This window comes from Micromonospora sp. NPDC048986, assembly GCF_040649335.1.
Lineage (GTDB): Bacteria > Actinomycetota > Actinomycetes > Mycobacteriales > Micromonosporaceae > Micromonospora > Micromonospora alfalfae.
Window position 1 is genome coordinate 64,893 of the sequence record NZ_JBEZFJ010000009.1, and the last position, 20,953, is coordinate 85,845.

Sequence of the window (20,953 nt, forward strand, 5' to 3'; positions counted from 1 at the left end):
ATGGACATCACCATTCATTCGAGTTTCCTGCCGCACACCGACCCGGAGGCCTCGCTGGTCTTCTACCGCGACATCCTCGGTTTCGAGGTCCGCCTCGACGTCGGGTACGAGGGGATGCGGTGGATCACGGTCGGGCCGGTCGGCCAACCCAGCACCGCCATCGTCCTGCACCCGCCGGCCGCCAACCCCGGCATCACCGACGACGAGCGGCAGACCATCCTTGAGTTGATGGCCAAGGGCAGCTACTTCGGCGTCAACCTCGCCACCACCGACCTCGACGCCACCTTCGCCAAGTTGGAGGCGAGCGACGCCGAGGTCGTCCAGGAGCCGACCGAGCAGCCGTACGGCGTGCGCGACTGTGCCTTCCGGGACCCGGCGGGCAATATGGTCCGCATTCAGGAAGTGCGCTGAGTCCCGCGCGCCCGACAGATGGAGAGACGATGAGCACGGCCAGCCAGCCGTCCGCGCCGCACGTCGCCGACAGCCACGACCTGATCCGGGTGCAGGGCGCGCGGGTGAACAATCTCAAGGACGTCAGCGTCGAGATCCCGAAGCGGCGGCTGACGGTGTTCACAGGTGTCTCCGGCTCCGGCAAGAGCTCGCTGGTGTTCGGCACCATCGCTGCCGAGTCGCAGCGGATGATCAACGAGACCTACAGCACCTTCGTGCAGGGTTTCATGCCGACGTTGGCGCGGCCCGAGGTTGACCTGCTGGATGGCCTGACCACTGCGATCATCGTGGACCAGGAGCGGATGGGCGCCAACTCCCGCTCCACAGTCGGCACCGCCACCGACGCCAACGCGATGTTGCGCATCCTGTTCAGCCGGCTCGGGCAGCCGCACATCGGCCCGCCCAACGCGTACTCCTTCAACGTTCCCTCGGTGAAGGCGACCGGGGCTATCACTGTCGATCGCGGAGTCGGCAGGACGAAGACCGAGAAGGCGACCTTCAACCGTCTCGGCGGCATGTGCCCGCGGTGCGAGGGCAGGGGGGCGGTGACCGACATCGACCTGTCGGCGCTCTACGACGACAACCTCTCGCTCAACGAGGGCGCGATCACCATTCCGGGTTACAGCATGGAGGGCTGGTTCGGCCGGATCTTCCGGGGCTGTGGCTACTTCGACCCGGACAAGCCGATCGCCAAGTTCACCAAGCGGGAGCTGCACGACCTGCTCCACCGGGAGCCAACCAAGATCAAGGTCGATGGGATCAACCTGACGTACGCGGGCCTGATCCCGTCGATCCAGAAGTCCTTCCTCGCCAAGGACATCGACGCGTTGCAGCCGCACATCCGCGCCTTCGTGGAGCGCGCGGTGACCTTCACGACCTGCCCCGAGTGTGCCGGCACCCGGCTCAGCAAGGAGGCCCTGTCGTCGAAGATCAAGGGCCTGAACATCGCCGACGTGTGCGCGATGCAGATCAGCGACCTGGCTGCCTGGGTACGCGGGATCGAAGACCCGTCGGTGGCCCCGCTGCTGGCCGGTCTGCAACACCTCCTCGACTCGTTCGAGGAGATCGGGCTGGGCTACCTGTCGCTCGATCGACCGTCGGGCACCCTCTCCGGCGGTGAGGCGCAGCGCACCAAGATGATCCGCCACCTCGGCTCCTCGCTCACCGATGTCACCTACGTCTTCGACGAGCCGACGATCGGCCTGCACCCGCACGACATCCAACGGATGAACGAGCTGCTGCTCCAGCTGCGCGACAAGGGCAACACGGTCCTGGTGGTGGAGCACAAGCCGGAGGCCATCGCCATCGCCGACCACGTCGTCGACCTCGGGCCCGGCGCCGGCACCGAGGGCGGGACCGTCTGCTACGAGGGCACAGTGGAAGGTCTGCGGGCCAGCGGCACCATCACCGGCCGCCACCTCGACGACCGGGCGGCCCTCAAAGCGACGGTGCGGACACCCACCGGCAAACTGGAGATCCGGGGCGCCACCGCCAACAACCTCCAGGACGTCAACGTCGACGTACCCCTCGGGGTGCTCGTCGTCGTGACCGGCGTCGCCGGCTCCGGCAAGAGTTCGCTCGTGCACTCCTCGATACCGGCCGGCGCGGGCGTGGTCTCCATCGACCAGGGCGCGATCCGCGGCTCACGGCGCAGCAACCCGGCCACGTACACCGGGTTGCTCGACCCGATCCGCAAGGCGTTCGCGAAGGCCAACGGGGTGAAGCCGGCGCTGTTCAGCGCCAACTCCGAGGGTGCCTGCCCGAGCTGCAACGGCGCTGGTGTCATCTACACCGACCTGGGGATGATGGCGGGCGTCGCCGCCCCCTGCGAGGACTGCGAGGGCAAGCGGTTCCAGGCATCGGTGCTGGAATACCGTTTCGGTGGTCGCGACATCAGCGAGGTGCTCGCCATGTCGGTGACGGAGGCCGAGAAGTTCTTCGGCGCCGGTGAGGCGCGCACGCCCGCGGCGCACGCCATCCTCGACCGGCTCGCCGACGTCGGGCTCGGCTATCTGAGCCTCGGGCAGCCGCTCACGACTCTCTCCGGCGGGGAGCGGCAACGGCTCAAGCTGGCCACCCACATGGCTGAGAAGGGCGGCGTCTACGTCCTCGACGAGCCGACCACCGGCCTGCACCTGGCCGACGTCGAGCAACTGCTCGGCCTGCTCGACCGCCTTGTCGACTCCGGCAAGTCGGTGATCGTCATCGAGCACCACCAGGCGGTCATGGCGCACGCCGACTGGATCATCGATATCGGCCCCGGCGCGGGCCACGACGGTGGGCGGATCGTCTTCGAGGGCACGCCCACAGACCTTGTCACCGCCCGCTCCACCCTCACCGGCGAGCACCTGGCGGCGTACGTCGGCACCTGACGACCGCCATTCACGCCACCGGTGATTGGACGCGGCGTGCCGTCGAGCGCGCGAGGACTCCGCAGGTGGCGGCGACCAGACCGAGGCCAACAGTGGCCGGGGTGACGTACCCGGGCACGGACGAGGTCACGTAGGCGCCGCCACCGCTGAGGCGGCACTCGAAGTGCAGCGGTAGCAAGCTGACGTCGTAACCGACGACCAGGCTCGCCACCTGTGGCCCGGCCTGGCGACAGGGCCCGACCGGGGCGGATCCGGCGCCACCGTCCTCGGCCTGCATCACCGCGTAACCGAGGTGGAGCAGACCCCATGCGTACACCGCGACGGCACCCGCGCCGAGGAGCAGCGCCGCAGTGCGCAGGCGACCCGACCGTTCGCTCTTCCTGAACATCGCGCGGAACCCGCGGACGGTGAGGACTGTCGCCATGACCGCCCCACCCAGCGCGGCGAGGAGCAAACCGAGAAACAGCATGATCGACATTCTGGCCTGTGCTCCGCCACAACGATGAAGGCCCCTGACCGAATTTCTGGTCAGGAGCCTGTCGTGCTGGTCAATCTTGGTGCCCCCGGCAGGATTCGAACCTGCGCCCCCGCCTCCGGAGGGCGGTGCTCTATCCCCTGAGCTACGGGGGCTCAGCGACTGGAGAAGACTAGCAAACCTCCCCTGCGTACGCCGAATCGGTATCGGGTGGGCCGATCGTGTCGGACCGGCCCACCCGGTGCTCAGGCGGCTACCGCCCGCCCGCAACTGGGCAGCGGGTGCAGGACGATTCGTCGAGGGAGCCGGCGCGGCCACTCGTTGCGCGGCCAGGAGCCGTCCACGATCAGGTGGACGGTGCGCTGCTCCTCGCCACTGAGCCGCAGCACGAAGTCGCGGGGGAGCGGCGGGTCCACCGTCGGCGTAGTGATCATGAAGCGCACCCGACCGCGGGACGAGACAGCGGAGATCACGTCGGCGGCCGGCATCGTGCCGCGCAGCCGGACCCGGCCGATCCAGTAGACCTCCGCGAGGTGCTCCTGGGCGGCCCGGGTGATCCCCGGGTACTCGCTGCGGACCCAACGCTCGACCGCGCTGACGCAGAGCCCGCAGGCCCGCTCGCGCGGCTCCCGCGGACCCAACCCCCAGGCCCGCAGGTACGCCCCGACCGCGCCAGTGTCCAGCGGCAGCTCGAAACGCCGTTGGATGAGCGTGGTGAGGCTCTGCCGTGTCCACAACTCCTCGTCCAGGCCGAACTCGTCGGGATGGACGCCCCGCAGCGTGTCGATCAACTCGAGTTCCTGTTCGCGGCTGAGCATTCCCGGCTCGCCCTGCCGCTGTCCGCGACGGACGGCTGCCACCGCCCCGTCACCACCGATGGTGTGGCGTCGGCACCAACTGGTGACCGAACGCCGTGCGTCTCTGAGTGCAACCCCCACGTCTTGGGCAACGAGCCCGAATCGCAACTGGTCACGATATGTGGGGAGAAAACTCTCTAAGCAACGTAATCGCCTGTGCCACGCAAAACGCCCACAAGGGACGAGAGGGGTGTTCAGGTCATACACGACGTGGGCGGCCACCATGGTCGACTCGGGTTCCTGAAGGTCGGGGTGTCCCGGTTGCGAGGACGGCGCGGTTTTCTGAAAGTCGAGTCGATCAAGGCCTGGGGCCGAGCCGAGCCGGGGCCGGGCTGGGGCCGAGCCGAGCCGGGGCCGGGCTGGGGCCGCGCCAGGCCGGGTCGGGGCTAAGGCAGATCGGGGCTAAGCCAGGTCGGGGTCAGGTCGGGTCGGGGTCAGGTCGGGGCCGGGAGGCGCTGGTGGTGACATGGTGCGGCCCGCGTCACCGCCACGGATGGGCGGTTACGCGGGCCGGGTGCGCCGTCCGGTCGGTCAGCCCTTGGCCTGCGCCTGGAGCTGCCGGAGGTTGTTCAGTTCGGTCTGCTGGGTGGCTTTCATGGTGTTCGCCACCCGCACCACCTCGGCGTTGTCTGTCGCGCCGAGCGCCGCGTCGATCATGTGGATGCCGCCGAGGTGGTGGTTGTACATCAGGGTCAGGAACTGCCTGTCGACCTCGATGCCCTGGGCGTCGCGCAGGGCGGTCATCTGTTGCGGCGTGGCCATGCCCGGCATCAGGCCGTCCTTGACGGTGGCCCCGTCGGACATCCACGACATCGGTGGGTTCGACCCGGTCGGGCTGAGGCCCCACTCGCGCAGCCAGGTCTGCATCGCGCCGATCTCGCCCTGCTGCCCGGTGGCGATGTCCACGGCGATCTGCCGCACCTCGGGGAGGGTCGCCGACCGGTACGCGATCAGGCTCATCTCCACCGCCTGCGCGTGGTGGGTCGTCATGTCCCGGGCGAAGCCCGCCTCGACCGAGGCGTCACCGGGTCGGGTGAGCCGCGGGGTGAGCAGACCGCCCGCGTACCCGAGGAGGAGCCCCACCACCAGCATGATGGCGAGCGCCAGCACGCCGTAGCGCGACGCCGGGGCCCGGCCGCCCTCGTCCGGGGCGGCCGGGATCTCGTCGTACTCGCTGTCGGTGGTTGCCGGAGCGGTCATTGCCGTCCTTACTGGGTGGGCTGCTGCTGTTGCTGGAGTTCACGCGGCGTGGTGCCGGTGGCGGTGATGCCGGTGTTGCAGAGCGCCGTCGGGCCCTCCACGGAGGCGTTCACCCGCAGGTCCTTGATGAACTCGTCGATCCGCGAGTCGTCGGCGTTGTCGACCTTGAGTTGGTAGCCCCAGGCCTGCAGCGAGATCGGCTTGTCCAGGCCCTCGTACGGGCTCATCAGCATCTTCTCGACGCCGCGCACCTTGCCGGCGAGCTTGTCGACCTGGTCCTTGGGCAGGTCCGGGCGGTAGGTGATCCACACCGCGCCGTGCTCCAGGCTGTGCACCGCGTGCTCGCTGGCGATCGGGGCGTCGTACACGTCGCCCATGCAGTTCTGCCAGGCGGCGTTGTGCACCCCGCCCACCGGCGGTGAGTACTTGTAGGTCAGCGGGCCCGACTTGTGCGACTCGTAGTCGAGGCTCGCCTTGTCGGTCTTGCGGATGTTGACGATGCCGTCGATGGCGTTGGCGCGCTTGTCCCACGGCTTGGAGCCCTGGAACGACGCCCAGGCGCCGTAGCCGATGATGCCGGCCGCGAGCACGCCGACCGCGACGAAGAGCGCGATCGGCCCCCACGCGCGGCCCTGGCTCACCTTGACCGGGGTGACCGGCTTGCGCGGGCCCTTGCCCCCGGCCCGGGGGGAGCCCGTCGGCTTGCCGGAACCGGCCTTGGCGCCGGACGCCGGCCGGCCCGCAGCCGGCTTCTTGCCGGTGCTGACCACGGTCGGGCGGCGCTCAGGGCCACCCGGGGTGCTGATGCTCATCGTGCCTCGTCAAGTCGGTCGGTCAGGGGAGTGGCGGGCCGGATGACGCGCAGGGGAGCCGCCGAGTGCCCGAGTCTACCCCCGATAACATGGTTGGGTGACTCCTGCAGAACTAGCCTCGGTCGTCCTTGCCGCCGCCCACGCCGTCTTCGAGCAGCGTGGGCTGGACCGCGCCGCGTTGCCGGCGAGCACGGTGGTGGAGCGACCGCGCAACCCCGAGCACGGCGACTACGCCTCGACGCTCGCGCTGCAGTTGAGCAAGAAGGTGGGCGTCCCGCCCCGGGAGCTGGCGACGGCCCTGGCCGATGAGCTGGGTCGGGCGGCGGGGGTCAAATCGGTGGAAATCGCCGGGCCGGGCTTTTTGAACATCCGGCTCGACGCCGCCGCGGCCGGTCAGCTCGCGCGGGTGATCGTCGAGACCGGCGCGGAGTACGGCCGCAGCGACCGGCTCGCCGGCGAGAAGATCAACCTGGAGTTCGTCTCGGCCAACCCGACCGGGCCGGTGCACATCGGCGGGGTCCGTTGGGCTGCCGTCGGTGACGCGCTGAGCCGGCTGCTGCGGGCCACCGGCGCCGACGTCGGCACCGAGTACTACTTCAACGACGCCGGTTCGCAGATCGACAGGTTCGCCCGGTCGCTGCTCGCCGCCGCCAAGGGCGAGGCGGCGCCGGAGGACGGCTACGGCGGGGCGTACATCGCCGAGATCGCCGCCGAGGTGCAGGCCCGCCGGCCGGAGGTGCGCTCGCTCGACGACGACGCCGCCCAGGAGGTCTTCCGGGTCGAGGGCGTCGCGCTGATGTTCGACGAGATCCGCACCTCGTTGCGCGACTTCGGGGTGGAGTTCGACACCTACTTCAACGAGAAGGACCTGCACGACCGGGGTGAGCTGGACCTGGCGTTGAACCGGCTGCGCGAGCAGGGGCACCTCTACGAGTCCGAGGGCGCCACCTGGCTGCGCACCACCGACTTCGGCGACGACAAGGACCGGGTGCTGCGCAAGTCCAACGGCGAGTGGACGTACTTCGCCGCGGACTGCGCCTACTACCTGGACAAGCGCGAGCGCGGCTTCGAGCGGGTCGTGATCATGCTGGGCGCCGACCACCACGGCTACATCGGCCGGATGAAGGCGATGTCCGCCTGCTTCGGCGACGACCCGGAGCGCAACCTGGAGATCCTCATCGGGCAGCTGGTCAACCTGCTGCGCGACGGCGCGCCGATGCGGATGAGCAAGCGGGCCGGCACCGTGATCACCCTGGAGGACCTGGTCGACGCGATCGGGGTGGACGCCGCCCGGTACGCGTTGGCCCGCTACTCCAGCGACTCCCCGATCGACATCGACATCGAGCTGTGGACCCGGGCGACCCGCGACAACCCGGTCTACTACGTGCAGTACGTGGCAGCCCGGACGGCGGGCGTGGCCCGCAACGCCGCCGAGGTCGGGCTGGTCCCGGGTGACGCCGACGCGTTCCGCCCCGAGCTGCTCGACCACGAGAAGGAGAACGAGCTGCTCAAGGCGCTCGCCCAGTTCCCAGCGGTGGTGGCGACGGCCGCCGAGCTGCGGGAGCCGCACCGGGTGGCCCGTTACCTGGAGGAGAGCGTCGCCGCCTCCTACCACCGGTTCTACGACAACTGCCGGGTGCTGCCGCTGGGCGACGAGGAGATCACCGACCTGCACCGCGCTCGGCTCTGGCTCAACAACGCCACCCGCACGGTGATCGCCAACGGCCTCTACCTGCTCGGCGTCTCCGCACCCGAGAGGATGTGACATGAGGGCTCACGAGGCCGGTGCGCTGCACGCGGACATCAGCAACCAGGGCCCGGCCTGGCTGCGTACCCCGGCCGACGTCAACGCCCTCGTGCCGGCGCTGTGGCCGCGCAGCGTGACGCGCGGCCCGGACGGCGCGGTCGCCGTCGCGGGCCTGAGCGTCAGCGACATCGCGGCCGAGTTCGGCACCCCGGTGTACGTCCTCGACGAGGCCGACCTGCGTTCGCGCTGCCGCGACTTCCGGGCGGCCTTCCCGACCGAGGACGTGTTCTACGCGGGCAAGGCGTTCCTCTGCCGGGCGGTGGTCCGGATGATCGCCGAGGAGGGGCTGCACCTGGACGTCTGCACCGGTGGCGAGCTGGCCACCGCGCTGTCGGCCGGGATGCCGCCGGAGCGGATCGGCTTCCACGGCAACAACAAGTCGGTCGCCGAGCTGGGCCGGGCGTTGGACGCGGGCGTGGGCCGGATCATCGTCGACTCGTTCACCGAGATCGACCGGCTCACCGCGCTGGCCCGCGAGCGCGGGGTCCGGCCCCGGGTGCTGGTCCGGGTCACCGTGGGCGTCGAGGCGCACACCCACGAGTTCATCGCCACCGCCCACGAGGACCAGAAGTTCGGCTTCTCGTTGGCCGGCGGCGCCGCCGCGAACGCCGCCTTCAAGATCCTCGACGAGGGTATGCTGGAGCTGCGCGGCCTGCACTCGCACATCGGCTCGCAGATCTTCGACGCCAGCGGCTTCGAGGTCTCGGCCCGGCGGGTGCTCGCCCTTCAGGCGCAGATCCGCGACGCGCGCGGGGTGGAGCTGCCCGAGCTGGACCTGGGCGGCGGCTTCGGCATCGCGTACACCACCCAGGACGACCCGGCGACCCCGCAGGATCTGGCCAAGCGGCTTCGGAGGATCGTCGATTCGGAGTGCGCCGCGGAGAACCTGGCGGTGCCGCGCCTGTCGATCGAGCCGGGCCGGGCCATCGTCGGGCCGGCCGTGTTCACCCTCTACGAGGTCGGCACGGTGAAGGACCTCGACGGCCTCCGGACGTACGTCAGCGTCGACGGCGGGATGAGTGACAACATCCGCACCGCCCTCTACGACGCGACCTACTCGGCGACGCTGGCCTCGCGGGCGTCGACCGCGCAGCCGTTGCTCGCCCGCGTGGTGGGAAAGCACTGTGAGTCCGGGGACATCGTGGTGAAGGATGAATTCCTGCCCGCCGACGTGCAGCCCGGAGATCTTGTAGCAGTGCCCGGCACCGGTGCGTACTGCCGAAGCATGGCCAGCAACTACAACCATGTGCCCCGGCCACCGGTGGTGGCGGTGCGCGACGGCCAGGCGCGCCTGATCGTCCGGCGGGAAACCGAAGAGGACCTGCTCGCATTGGATGTTGGATGACGTCACCTGTGCGCTTGGCGCTGCTCGGCTGTGGCACTGTCGGCCAGGAGGTGGTCCGGCTGCTGCACGAGCAGTCGGCCGACCTCGCCGCGCGGATCGGCGCTCCGCTGGAGATCGCCGGCATCGCCGTCCGCCGGCTCGGCCGCAACCGGGGTGACCTGCCGGTCGACGAGGACCTGTTCACCACCGACGCGCTTGGCCTGATCAAGCGCGACGACGTGGACGTGGTGATCGAGGTGGTCGGTGGCATCGAACCGGCCCGGAGTTGGCTGGTCGAGGCGCTGCGGGCCGGCAAGAGCGTGGTCACCGCCAACAAGGCGCTGCTCGCCGAGGACGGCGTGGCCCTGCACGAGGCGGCGGCCGAGGGCGGCGGCGACCTCTACTACGAGGCGTCAGTGGCCGGGGCCATCCCGCTGCTGCGCCCGCTACGGGAGTCGCTGCACGGCGATCGGATCAACCGGGTCACCGGCATCGTCAACGGCACCACCAACTTCATCCTCTCCGCGATGGACGCGACCGGGGCCGGCTTCGCCGAGGCCCTCGAAGAGGCCACCTCCCTGGGGTACGCGGAGGCCGATCCGACCGCCGACGTGGAGGGTTTCGACGCGGCGGCGAAGGCGGCGATCCTCGCCTCGCTGGCGTTCCACACCCGGGTCGGCGCCGCCGACGTGCACCGCGAGGGCATCACCGAGGTGACCGCCGCGGACATGGCCAGCGCCCAGGCGATGGGCTGCACAATCAAACTGCTCTGCATCGCGGCCCGGGGTGTCGACCCCACCGGCCGGGAGACGGTCAGCGTCCGGGTACACCCGGCGATGATCCCGCGCAGCCACCCGCTGGCCAGCGTCGGGGACGCGTTCAACGCGGTCTTCGTGGAGGCGGACGCGGCCGGGCAGTTGATGTTCTACGGTCGGGGCGCCGGTGGCGCGCCCACCGCCAGCGCGGTACTCGGTGACGTGGTCGCGGTGTCCCGCAACCGGCTCGCCGGGGTGCGTGCGGCCAGCGAGAGCGCGTACGCGGCCCTCGCGGTACGGCCGATGGGTGAGGCGTTGACCCGCTACCACGTGAGCCTCGACGTGGCCGACCGCCCGGGTGTGCTGGCCTCGGTGGCGGGCGTCTTCGCCCGGCACGACGTGTCGATCGCGACGGTGCGGCAGGGCTCGGCGGGCGGGCCAGCGGGCCGCGACGGCGACGCCGAGCTGGTCATCGTCACGCATGTGGCACCGGACGCCGCGCTCGCCGCGACAGTCGGCGAGCTGCGCGGTCTGGACACTGTCCGGTCGGTGACCAGTGTGCTGCGGGTCGAGGGCGACGCCTGAGTCGTTGCATCATCGACGGAACGGCTCGCGCGTCCCGCCAGGTGGGTAGGCGGGGGTGTGCCATTGACCACTCCAGCAGGCTGGTCCAAGGTGGCCCTGATATCGGGTGGGTGCAGCGGTAGAAGCGAGGAGAGCGACATGTGGCGGGGTCTGATCGAGGCGTACCGGGATCGGCTGCCGGTCACTGCGGCCACGCCGGTCGTCACGCTGCACGAGGGCAACACCCCGCTGTTGCCGGCGCCGGTGCTGTCCGCGCGGCTCGGTTGCGACGTGCACCTCAAGGTGGAGGGCGCCAACCCGACCGGCTCCTTCAAGGACCGGGGGATGACCCTCGCGGTGTCCAAGGCGGTCGAGGCCGGCAACAAGGCCATCATCTGCGCCTCCACCGGCAACACCAGCGCCTCCGCCGCGGCGTACGCGGCCCGGGCCGGGTTGACCTGCGCCGTGCTGGTGCCGCAGGGCAAGATCGCGCTGGGCAAGCTGGCCCAGGCGCTGGTGCACGGCGCGAAGTTGCTGCAGGTGAACGGCAACTTCGACGACTGCCTGGCGACGGCCGCCAAGCTTGCCCAGGACTACCCGGTCGCGTTGGTCAACTCGGTGAACATCGACCGGCTGCACGGCCAGAAGACCGCCGCCTTCGAGATCGTCGAGGCGCTCGGTGACGCGCCCGACATCCACTGCCTGCCGGTCGGCAACGCCGGCAACATCTCCGCGTACTGGATGGGATACGCGGAGGAGCTGGCCGCCGGCGCCACCACCCGCACCCCGAAGATGTACGGCTTCCAGGCCGCCGGGGCGGCCCCGATCGTGACCGGGCAGGTGGTGCCGGAGCCGTCCACCATCGCCACCGCGATCCGGATCGGCAACCCGGCCAGCTGGACCAAGGCGTTGGACGCCCGGGACGCCTCCGGTGGCCTGATCGCGTCGGTGACCGACCGGGAGATCCTCTCCGCGTACCGTCTGCTCGCCCGTGAGGTGGGGGTCTTCGTCGAGCTGGGCAGCGCGGCCAGCGTGGCCGGCCTGTTGCAGCAGGCAGCGGCGGGCGCGGTGCCGCCTGGTTCCACTGTGGTCTGCACGGTGACCGGTCACGGGCTGAAGGACCCGGAATGGGCGATTTCCACCGCGCCGGCGCCGGTGACCATCGCGAACGACCCGCTGGCTGCGGCGCGCGCCCTCGACCTGGCCTGAGCGCGTCACCTCCGGGTGGTGACCGACGGCGGGTGGCTGGACGGCGCGACGGTCCGGGGGCGGCGGGGGCCGAGGTATGCGAGTCCGGCACACTTTCGGGTATCCCCGCCCGCATTCTCGTTCAGGAGTGAGCCAGGCCGATGTCGCTGCTCGCCAGATTCAGCCTCGCCAACCGAGGGCTGATTGCCCTCATCGCGGTGGTGACCACGGTGTTCGGAGTGTTCGCCGTGCCGTCGCTGAAGCAGCAACTGCTGCCGTCGCTCGAGTTCCCGGCCGCGTTCATCGTGGCTCCCTACCCCGGCGCCGGCCCCGAGATCGTCGAGTCGCAGGTGACCGAGCCGATCGAGAACGCCCTCCAGGGCATCCCGGGGCTGGACCAGGTCACCTCCACCTCACGCGAGGGGGCGGCCACCGTCCAGGTGACCTACGAGTTCGGCACCGACCTCGACGACGTGGTCAACAAGATGCAGACCGCGTTGAGCCGGATCGACGCCCAACTGCCGGAGGGCGTCGACCCACAGGTCATCGCGGGTAGCACCGACGACCTGCCGGCGGTGGTGCTGGCCGCGGCCGGCGCGGCGGACGAGCGGGCGCTCGCCGAGAAGCTGCGCGCGACTGTGCTGCCGGAGCTGGAGGGCATCGAGGGGGTACGCACTGTCGAGGTGACCGGCACCCGCGACAACGTCGTGGTGGTCACCCCGGACCCGGCGAAGCTGGCCGCCGCGAAGATCCAGCCGACGGCGATCGGCGCGGCGCTGAAGACCAACGGCGTGGCGGTTCCGGCCGGCGCGGTGACCGACGGCGCGTTGGCCCTCCCGGTGCAGGTCGGCACGCCGATCGCCACCCTGGAGGAGTTGCGCGGCATCGTTGTCGCCCCGGCCGCGGCACCGGTTCGCCTCGGTGACGTGGCGACGGTCGAGCAGCAGCTCGCGCCGGCCACGGCGATCACCCGGACCAACGGCAAGGACAGCCTCGGCATCGCGGTCACCGCCTCGCCGGACGGCAACGCCGTGGAGATCTCGCACGAGATCAGGGACCGGCTCGACGACCTGAAGGACGCCTCCGGCGCGGAGCTGACAGTGGTCTTCGACCAGGCGCCGTTCGTCGAGAAGTCGATCGAGTCGCTGACCACGGAGGGCCTGCTCGGCCTGGTGATGGCGGTCATCGTCATCCTGGTCTTCCTGCTGTCGGTGCGCTCGACGGTGGTCACCGCGGTCTCCATCCCGCTCTCCGTGCTGGTGGCGCTGATCGCCCTGTGGATCGGTGACTACTCGCTCAACCTGCTCACCCTCGGCGCGTTGACCATCGCGGTCGGTCGGGTGGTCGACGACTCGATCGTCGTGTTGGAGAACATCAAACGGCATCTGGAGTACGGCGAGGAGAAACGGCACGCCATCATCACCGGCGTCCGGGAGGTCGCCGGTGCGGTGACCGCGTCCACCCTCACCACGGTGGCGGTGTTCGCGCCGATCGCACTGGTCGGCGGGTTCGTGGGCCAACTCTTCGCGCCGTTCGCGATCACCGTGACGGTGGCTCTGCTCGCCTCGCTGCTGGTGTCGCTGACCGTGATCCCGGTCCTCGCGTACTGGTTCCTCAAGCCGCGCGGCGGCACCGCTGACGACGAGGCGGTACGGCACGCCGCGGAGGAGAAGGAGCTGCGCAGCCCGTTGCAGCGGGCGTACCTGCCCGTGATCGGGTTCGCCACCCGCAAGCGGTCGACCCGTTGGATCACCGTCGGGCTCGGCCTGCTGGTGCTCTTCGGCACCTTCGGTCTGGCGCAGAAGTTGGAGACCAACTTCCTGGACGACTCCGGCCAGGACACCCTCAACATGAGCCAGGAACTGCCGGCCGGCAGTGGCCTGGCGGCCACCGACGCGGCGGCCAAGCAGGTCGAGTCGGTGCTGTCCCGCACCGACGGTGTCGAGACGTACCAGGTGACAGCCGGCGGTGGGGACAACCCGTGGGCGGGCGGCGGCGGCAACAACGTCGCCAGCTGGTCGCTGGCGCTCGACGGTGACACCGACGCGAAGCAGATGCGTGAGGTGCTGCGCAAGGAGTTCGACAAGCTCGGCGCCGGTGTGGGTGAGATCAGCTTCGGTGGCGGGCAGGAGGCGTCGACCAGCCAGCTTGAGGTGATCGTCCAGGCCAGCGACCCGGAGACGCTGACCCGGGCCGCCGAGGAGGTGCGGGCCGCGATGGACGGCGTCCCGGACGTCGAGGACGTCTCCACCAGCCTGGCAGCGCGGGTGCCGCGGGTCGACGTGGTGGTCGACCGGGTCGCCGCCGGTCGGGTCGGGCTCACCGAGGCCGCCGTGGGGCAGCTCGTGTCGCAGGCGTTCCGGGGAGCGCCGCTGGGTCAGGTAGCGCTCGACGGCCAGCAGCAGAACGTGGTGCTGCGGTTGGGCACGCAGCCGCCGATGACAGTGGAGGAGCTGCGGGCGCTGCCTGTTGGTCCGGTCAAGCTGGGCGACATCGCGCAGGTCACCCAGGGCGAAGGCCCGCAGCAGGTCACCCGCATCGACGGTGAGCGCAGCGTGTCGGTGACCGGCGCGGCGACCGGGTCGAACCTGGGCGCTACCAGCCAGGAGTTGCAGAAGCGGCTGGACGCCATCAACGTGCCGGGTGCGAGCTTCACCATCGGTGGTGTCAGCGCGGATCAGGCGGATGCCTTCGCGGACCTGGGCCTGGCGGTGCTGGCCGCGATCGCCATCGTCTTCCTGATCATGGTGGCCACGTTCCGCAGCCTCACCCAGGCGCTCATCCTGCTGATCTCCATCCCGTTCGCGGCGACCGGTGCCATCGGTCTGCTGTTGGTCACCGGGACGCCGCTCGGCGTGCCGGCGCTGATCGGTGTGCTGATGCTGGTCGGCATCGTGGTGACCAACGCGATCGTGTTGCTCGACCTGATCAACCAGTACCGGGCGCAGGGCATGGGGGTCCGGGAGGCGGTGGTCGAAGGTGGCCGTCGCCGGCTGCGCCCGATCCTGATGACGGCGGTGGCGACCATCTTCGCGCTGCTGCCGATGGCGTTCGGGTTGACCGGTGAGGGCGGCTTCATCTCTCAGCCGCTGGCGGTCGTGGTGATCGGTGGTCTGCTCAGCTCGACGCTGCTCACGTTGATCCTGGTGCCGACGCTCTACACGATGGTGGAGCACACCAAGGAGTCGCTGCGGGCTCGGCGTGCACGGCGTCGTTCCGGAGGGTCGGCGGAGACCACGACGCAGACCGACGAGGTGCCAGCGCCGAACCAGGTCGCGGTGCCGAGCGGCGCGCCCGCCCCGGTCGCTGCCGAGGGTGAGCAGCCGGCCGGGCGACCCGCGCCGTCGGCCGCGTTGGTGGAGGGTACGGACCAGTTCGAGGTGCTGCGGTTGCCGCGTAGCCGTACCTCGCCGTTGCCTCCGGCGGAGCCGACCGAGTAGGTCGCAGCGCGTTTCGGAACGCCCCCGGCGAGTGTTCGCCGGGGGCGTTCCAGGTTCATTCGACCGAAAACACTCCGACTCGACCACCCCATACTTTGTGTAACTTCTTGCATACTCCTCGTAGACAGGTGGGGGGTGTGGGTGAAGCGGGGCGGGCAGGTGGCCGGGGGCGCGCGCGGGTGGGGGCGACGCGACCTGCTGCGCCGTGGCCTCCTGGTGGTGGGCGGTGTGACCATCGGCGCCGGGACGTCCGAGGCGTGGTGGATCACTCATCGCCGGATGCCGATCGCCGGCGGCCCCGCCAGCGCCACCCTCGGTAGCGGTCAACAGGATGTCGGCCCCGGCGCGCTGGAGGTCGTCTGGTCCGGGCGGACCAGCCAACGCCTGGTGGCCCTCACCTTCGACGACGGCCCAGCACCACAGTGGACACCCATGGTGCTCGACACCCTGGCCCAGCACCGGGTTCCGGCCACCTTCTTCATGGTCGGGGCGCAGGTCCGCCGGCACGCCGACGTCGTCCGGGACCGGCTGGCCGGGCACGAGGTGGGCAACCACAGCTGGGAACACCGGGACCTGGCCGAACTGGACGCCGCCGAGGCGTACGACGACCTGCGCCGCAGCCACGACGCGATCACGGACCTGACCGGGGTGCCGCCGGCGCTCCTGCGCCCGCCGTACGGCCACCTGGGCGGGGCGGTGCTGCACGCGGCGGCCCGGCTGGACTATCGGCTGGTGCTCTGGTCGTTGCAGATGGTGGAGCGCCAGTTCCCCGACGATCCGGCCGGTCACGCCCAACGGATGGTGGCCGAGGTTCGACCGGGAACGATAGTGCTCGGCCACGATGTGGGGGCCCGCCGGCGGCTGGTCGCGCTGCGGGGTCTGACCGACATGATCGACGGGTTACGGTCGCGCGGTTACACCTTCGTCACGGTTTCGGCGCTGCTGGGAGCAGGTGTGGCTCCGACACCGACCAGGTAGGGTCGCGCTCCGTGGCGTCCACCCTCTCGGTTCTGACCGGCAATCGGAGCTTCCGCAACCTGTTCCTCGCCGAGTTGGTGGTCTTCGGCGCCGACTGGTTCGTCATGGTGCCGCTGCTGGTGCTGCTGCCGCAACTGACCGGCAGCGGCGTCTGGGGCGCACTGGTGTTGGCGGTGGACACCGGCATCGTGGCGTTGCTGCTTCCGTACACGGGCACGATCGCTGACCGCTTCGACCGCCGGAAGATCATGATCGCCGCGAACGTGGCCGCGCTCGCGGGCGTGTTGCTGCTGCTCGGCGTGCGCAACGCCGGAACGGCGTGGCTGGCGCTGGTGGCGATCGGCGCGGTGGCGGTCGCCAAGGCGTTCTACTCGCCGGCCGCCCAGGCCGCGCTGCCCAACGTGCTGGAGCCGCACGAACTCGCCGCGGGCAACGCCGTCGCCGGTTCGGCCTGGGGCACCATGACAGTGGTCGGTGCCTCGCTCGGCGGCGTGCTCAGCACCGCTGCCGGCCCGTACGTCTGCTTCTGGGTGGCGGCGGCGAGCCTCGCGGTTGCCGCGACCCTCGCCACCCGGATCCGCCGGCCGTTGCAGGCGCCCCGGGACGCCGACCAACCAGCCCAGCGAACGTGGTCGGCGGTCCGCGAGGCGCTCGGCTACATCGGCCACCGCCCCCGGGTGCTCGCGCTGGTCACCGTCAAGTCCGCGGTGGGCCTGGGCAACGGCGTGCTGACAGTGTTTCCGCTGCTGGCCGGCGTGTACGGGGTGGGCCCGCTCGGCGCCGGCCTGCTCTTCGCCGTACGCGGCGCGGGAGCGTTGGTGGGGCCGATCCTGATGCGCCGGGTGTTGACCAACCGGGCCTGGCTGCTGCCCGGGCTCGCGCTGTCCATGTCGCTCTACGGCCTGTCCTACCTGGGCACCTCGGTGGTGCGATGGTTTCCGCTGGTGCTGCTGCTGGTCTTCGTGGCGCACTTCGCGGGTGGCAGCAACTGGGTGATGTCGAACTTCGCCCTCCAGGGGGAAGTTCCGGACCGGTTGCGGGGCCGCGTCTTCGCCACCGACATGATGCTGGCGACGCTGGCGATCTCGGTGAGTCAGCTGGCGGTGGCCCTGGTGGTGGACTCGGTCGACGAACGGGTGGTGCTCGCCGGCTGCGGTCTGATCACTCTCGTGTACGCGGTCGGCTGGCGGATCGCCACCCGTCGGCTGTCGCTCACCGACCCGGCCGTCGAGCCGGTCCCGGACCCCGCCGGCTGAACTCGGCGGTCCCAGGCAGCGGGCGCGGGACCAACTCGTCGGTCCCGGGCCCTAGCATGAGCGCGTGCCGACGAACTTCACCGCCGAGCCGGTCCGGGTCCGCACCCCGGCGACCAGCGCCAACCTGGGCCCAGGCTTCGACGCGCTGGGTCTCGCGCTCGGGCTCTACGACGACGTGGCCGCCGAGATCGCCTCGGGTGGTGTCCGGGTGACAGTGACCGGGCAGGGCGCCGGTGAGCTGCCAGACGACGACCGGCACCTGGTGGTGCGTGCCATGCGCGCCGCGTTCGACGTGCTCGGGGCCCACCCCGCGGGGCTGAGCGTGGAGTGCGTCAACCGGATCCCCCAGGCACGAGGGCTGGGCTCCTCGTCCGCTGCGATCGTCGCCGGGGTGCTGCTGGCCCGTGCCCTCGTCGTCGATGGGGAGGACCGCCTCGACGACGCCGCTGCGCTGCGGCTGTGCGCCGAGATCGAGGGCCACCCCGACAATGTGGCGCCGTGCCTGCTCGGCGGTTTCACGCTGGCCTGGTCCGAGCCGGGCGGTGCCCGGGCGGTCTCCCTGCCGGTCGCCGCGGCGGTGCGCCCCACTGTTTTCGTCCCGGCGGAGCGTGGTTTGACGGCGACCGCGCGGGCGGCTCTGCCGGCAACCGTGCCTCATGGTGACGCCGCGTTGACCGCCGGGCGGGCGGCGCTGCTGGTGCACGCGCTCACCACGGACCCGTCCCTGCTGCTGCCGGCCACCGTCGACCGACTCCACCAGGATTACCGCGCCGCCGGGATGCCAAGCACGTCTGCCCTGGTCAGCGCGTTGCGTGCGGCCGATGTGGCAGCTGTGGTCAGTGGGGCGGGGCCGACTGTGCTGGCGCTCAGCCAGCCTCCAGCGGGCTTCCCGGTGGGAACAGACTGGGAGATCTGGCAGTTACCGATAGACGTCAGCGGCGCGCGGGTCGCTCGGGGTAGACTTGGACACGCCGAGCGGGACCCTGTTGCCGCAGGTCGGAAGAGTTGATTACGCTCTAGACCTAGCACAGCCGCGAAGCACGCGATCTCCTGCGGGGCGGCGCACCCCCGAAGCTCTCGGCGGTCAGCCCGTCTACCCCTGCCAAAGGCCCACGCCGCACCGCAGTTTCCACAGGTCGCCGCAGACGGCGAGACCTGCTCACCGACGTTGGTGAGTCGGGATACCGACCGGCTGCTGTGTCACAGACTCCCGCGACGCGTCCTTGCGAGGCGGGTGCACCGAGGCCGCCCGGCCACCTGAGTTCCGACTCCGGGCAGTCCCGGCCTTATCGAGGGAAGGAATCCATTGAGCGACACCACCGACGTGACGTCGGATGTTTCCAACGTCGCTGGCGATGCCACCGCAGCCGCTCCCGCCCGTCGTCGGCGTAGCGGCACCGGTCTGTCGGCGATGCTGCTGCCGGAGCTGCAGAGCCTGGCTGCGTCGCTCGGCATCTCCGGCACGGCTCGCATGCGCAAGGGCGAGCTGATCGCCGCGATTTCCGAGCGGCAGGGCGGCAACGCCGCCGGGACCCCTCGACCACGGGCCGAGGTCGCGGCCGCGGCCGCCCCGACCCGTGAGGGAGTGCGCGCCGAGGTGCGGGAGACCGCCGACCGGCCGGCAGCCGAAGGACGCGGTGCCGAGCAGGCGCCGGCCGAGCCGGCCGCCGAGACCGAGGGCCGTAGCCGCACCCGGCGGAGCCGGACCGCAACGGCGGAGGCCCGCACCACCGAGGCTCGCCCCGCTGAGGCGCGGGCGACCGAGCCGCGGGCGACCGAAGCGCGGGCGACCGAGCCGCGTACCGACGAGGCGGAAGCCGGCGAGCGGGCCGACCGTGGCGAGAACCGCCGCGAGCGGGCCGAGCGTCCGGAGCGCGCCGAGCGGGGCGACCGGGGCGAGCGTGCCGACCGGGGCGACCGTGCCGACCGGGGCGACCGTGCCGACCGGGGCGAGCGTGCCGAGCGGGGCGAGCGCAACGACCGGAGCGAGCGTGCCGATCGGGGCGAGCGGGCCGAGCGCAACGACCGGGGCGAGCGTGCCGATCGGGGCGAGCGGGCCGAGCGCAACGACCGGGGCGAGCGTGCCGATCGGGGCGAGCGTGCCGAGCGCAACGACCGACCCGACCGCGGTGACCGCAACGACCGCAACGACCGCAACGACCGGAACGACCGTGGTCAGCGTGCCGAGCGGGACAGCGACGACGACGACGAGGGTGGCGGCCGGCGCGGCCGGCGCAGCCGCTTCCGGGACCGTCGCCGCGGGCGCGGCGAGCGCACCGAGACCGGTGCCGACACCGGCGGACGTGAGCCGCAGGTCAACGACGACGACGTGCTCGTCCCGGTGGCCGGCATCATCGACGTGCTCGACAACTACGCCTTCGTGCGGACGACCGGTTACCTGGCCGGCCCGAACGACGTGTACGTCTCGATGTCCCAGATCAAGAAGTACGGCCTGCGCCGCGGTGACGCGATCACCGGTGCGGTGCGGGCGGCCCGAGAGGGCGGCAACAGCGGCGACCAGCGGCGCGACAAGTACAACCCGCTGATGCGGCTGGACACGATCAACGGGATGGAGCCGGAGGAGGCGCGGCGTCGTCCGGAGTTCTACAAGCTCACCCCGCTCTACCCGCAGGAGCGCCTGCGGTTGGAGACCGAGCCGCACATCCTGACCACCCGGGTCATCGACCTGGTCATGCCGATCGGCAAGGGCCAGCGGGCACTCATCCAGTCTCCGCCCAAGGCGGGTAAGACGATGGTGCTGCAGGCGATCGCGAACGCGATCACCCGCAACAACCCGGAGTGCCACCTGATGGTGGTGCTGGTGGACGAGCGGCCTGAAGAGGTCACCGACATGCAGCGGTCGATCAAGGGCGAGGTCATCGCGGCCACGTTCGACCGTCCGCCGCAGGACCACACCACAGTGGCGGAGTTGGCCATCGAGCGGGCCAAGCGCCTCGTCGAGCTTGGACACGACGTCGTCGTGCTGCTCGACTCGGTGACCCGGCTCGGTCGGTCGTACAACCTGGCGGCGCCGGCCAGCGGCCGGATCATGTCGGGTGGTATCGACTCCACGGCGCTCTACCCGCCGAAGCGCTTCCTCGGCGCGGCCCGCAACATCGAGAACGGTGGGTCGCTGACCATCATCGCCACGGCGCTGGTGGAGACCGGTTCCATGGCCGACACGGTCATCTTCGAGGAGTTCAAGGGCACCGGCAACGCCGAGTTGAAGCTGGACCGGAAGATCGCCGACAAGCGGACCTTCCCGGCCATCGACATCAACCCGTCCGGTACGCGTAAGGAAGAGGTCCTGCTCGCACCGGAAGAGCTGGCCATCATCCACAAGCTCCGGAAGGTGCTGCACTCGCTGGACTCGCAGGCCGCGATGGATCTCCTGCTGGACCGGCTCAAGCAGTCCCGCACGAACATCGAGTTCCTGATGCAGATCGCGAAGTCGACGCCGGGGGAGTAACCATCC

General features: G+C 70.7%; 15 protein-coding genes and 1 tRNA gene. 11 read left to right on the forward strand and 5 right to left on the reverse strand.

The features are described 5' to 3' along the window. Nucleotides 1–411 (forward strand): VOC family protein, encoded by a 411-nt coding sequence (locus AB0B94_RS19455; RefSeq protein WP_238657381.1) that lies wholly within the window; start codon nt 1–3, stop codon nt 409–411. 29 nt (nt 412–440) lie between these two features. Next, a complete protein-coding gene (locus AB0B94_RS19460; protein WP_357281724.1) occupies nt 441–2,822 on the forward strand; it encodes an excinuclease ABC subunit UvrA in 2,382 nt (793 codons plus the stop codon). 10 nt (nt 2,823–2,832) lie between these two features. On the opposite strand, the gene AB0B94_RS19465 is transcribed toward AB0B94_RS19460, so the two are convergent. The 5 genes from AB0B94_RS19465 to AB0B94_RS19485 all read right to left on the reverse strand — a co-directional run bounded on the left by AB0B94_RS19465 (nt 2,833) and on the right by AB0B94_RS19485 (nt 6,166). Beyond that, nucleotides 2,833–3,291, reverse strand: coding sequence for a hypothetical protein (locus tag AB0B94_RS19465; RefSeq protein WP_357281726.1), 459 nt, complete (start codon nt 3,289–3,291; stop codon nt 2,833–2,835). A gap of 86 nt (nt 3,292–3,377) precedes the next feature. Beyond that, nucleotides 3,378–3,452: transfer RNA gene (locus AB0B94_RS19470), tRNA-Arg, on the reverse strand. A 90-nt stretch (nt 3,453–3,542) separates the two neighbouring features. Next, entirely contained in the window at nt 3,543–4,235 is a 693-nt protein-coding gene (locus AB0B94_RS19475; protein WP_238670588.1) for a winged helix-turn-helix domain-containing protein, read from the reverse strand. A gap of 450 nt (nt 4,236–4,685) precedes the next feature. Then, nucleotides 4,686–5,354, reverse strand: coding sequence for a DUF305 domain-containing protein (locus AB0B94_RS19480; protein WP_238670554.1), 669 nt, complete (start codon nt 5,352–5,354; stop codon nt 4,686–4,688). 8 nt (nt 5,355–5,362) lie between these two features. After that, complete coding sequence (locus AB0B94_RS19485; RefSeq protein WP_357281730.1) at nt 5,363–6,166, reverse strand: DUF3105 domain-containing protein; 804 nt, start codon at nt 6,164–6,166, stop codon at nt 5,363–5,365. A 97-nt stretch (nt 6,167–6,263) separates the two neighbouring features. Here AB0B94_RS19485 and argS point away from each other — a divergent pair, with 97 nt between their 5' ends. From argS to rho, 9 genes are all read left to right on the forward strand, one after another. Beyond that, entirely contained in the window at nt 6,264–7,931 is a 1,668-nt protein-coding gene (gene argS, locus AB0B94_RS19490; RefSeq protein WP_357281733.1) for an arginine--tRNA ligase, read from the forward strand. A 1-nt stretch (nt 7,932) separates the two neighbouring features. Further along, nucleotides 7,933–9,318, forward strand: a complete 1,386-nt coding sequence (lysA, locus tag AB0B94_RS19495) for a diaminopimelate decarboxylase (protein ID WP_357281736.1) — start codon at nt 7,933–7,935, stop codon at nt 9,316–9,318. 8 nt (nt 9,319–9,326) lie between these two features. Further along, nucleotides 9,327–10,637: a homoserine dehydrogenase gene (locus AB0B94_RS19500; protein WP_357282151.1), complete on the forward strand. Its 1,311-nt coding sequence runs from the start codon at nt 9,327–9,329 to the stop codon at nt 10,635–10,637. Between the two features lie 138 nt (nt 10,638–10,775). Further along, the gene (gene thrC, locus AB0B94_RS19505; protein WP_112625875.1) at nt 10,776–11,825 is read left to right on the forward strand and encodes a threonine synthase; all 1,050 of its coding nucleotides are present in this window, start codon (nt 10,776–10,778) and stop codon (nt 11,823–11,825) included. 140 nt (nt 11,826–11,965) lie between these two features. Then, a complete protein-coding gene (locus tag AB0B94_RS19510; RefSeq protein ID WP_357281740.1) occupies nt 11,966–15,244 on the forward strand; it encodes an efflux RND transporter permease subunit in 3,279 nt (1,092 codons plus the stop codon). Between the two features lie 135 nt (nt 15,245–15,379). Then, nucleotides 15,380–16,222, forward strand: coding sequence for a polysaccharide deacetylase family protein (locus AB0B94_RS19515; protein ID WP_357281743.1), 843 nt, complete (start codon nt 15,380–15,382; stop codon nt 16,220–16,222). 11 nt (nt 16,223–16,233) lie between these two features. Then, entirely contained in the window at nt 16,234–17,478 is a 1,245-nt protein-coding gene (locus tag AB0B94_RS19520; protein ID WP_357281746.1) for an MFS transporter, read from the forward strand. 64 nt (nt 17,479–17,542) lie between these two features. Further along, nucleotides 17,543–18,487 (forward strand): homoserine kinase, encoded by a 945-nt coding sequence (thrB, locus tag AB0B94_RS19525; RefSeq protein ID WP_357281749.1) that lies wholly within the window; start codon nt 17,543–17,545, stop codon nt 18,485–18,487. 297 nt (nt 18,488–18,784) lie between these two features. Next, nucleotides 18,785–20,947 carry a transcription termination factor Rho gene (gene rho, locus AB0B94_RS19530; RefSeq protein ID WP_357281752.1) on the forward strand — a complete coding sequence of 721 codons (2,163 nt, stop codon included), beginning with the start codon at nt 18,785–18,787 and terminating at the stop codon, nt 20,945–20,947. The last annotated feature ends 6 nt before the right edge of the window (nt 20,948–20,953 follow it).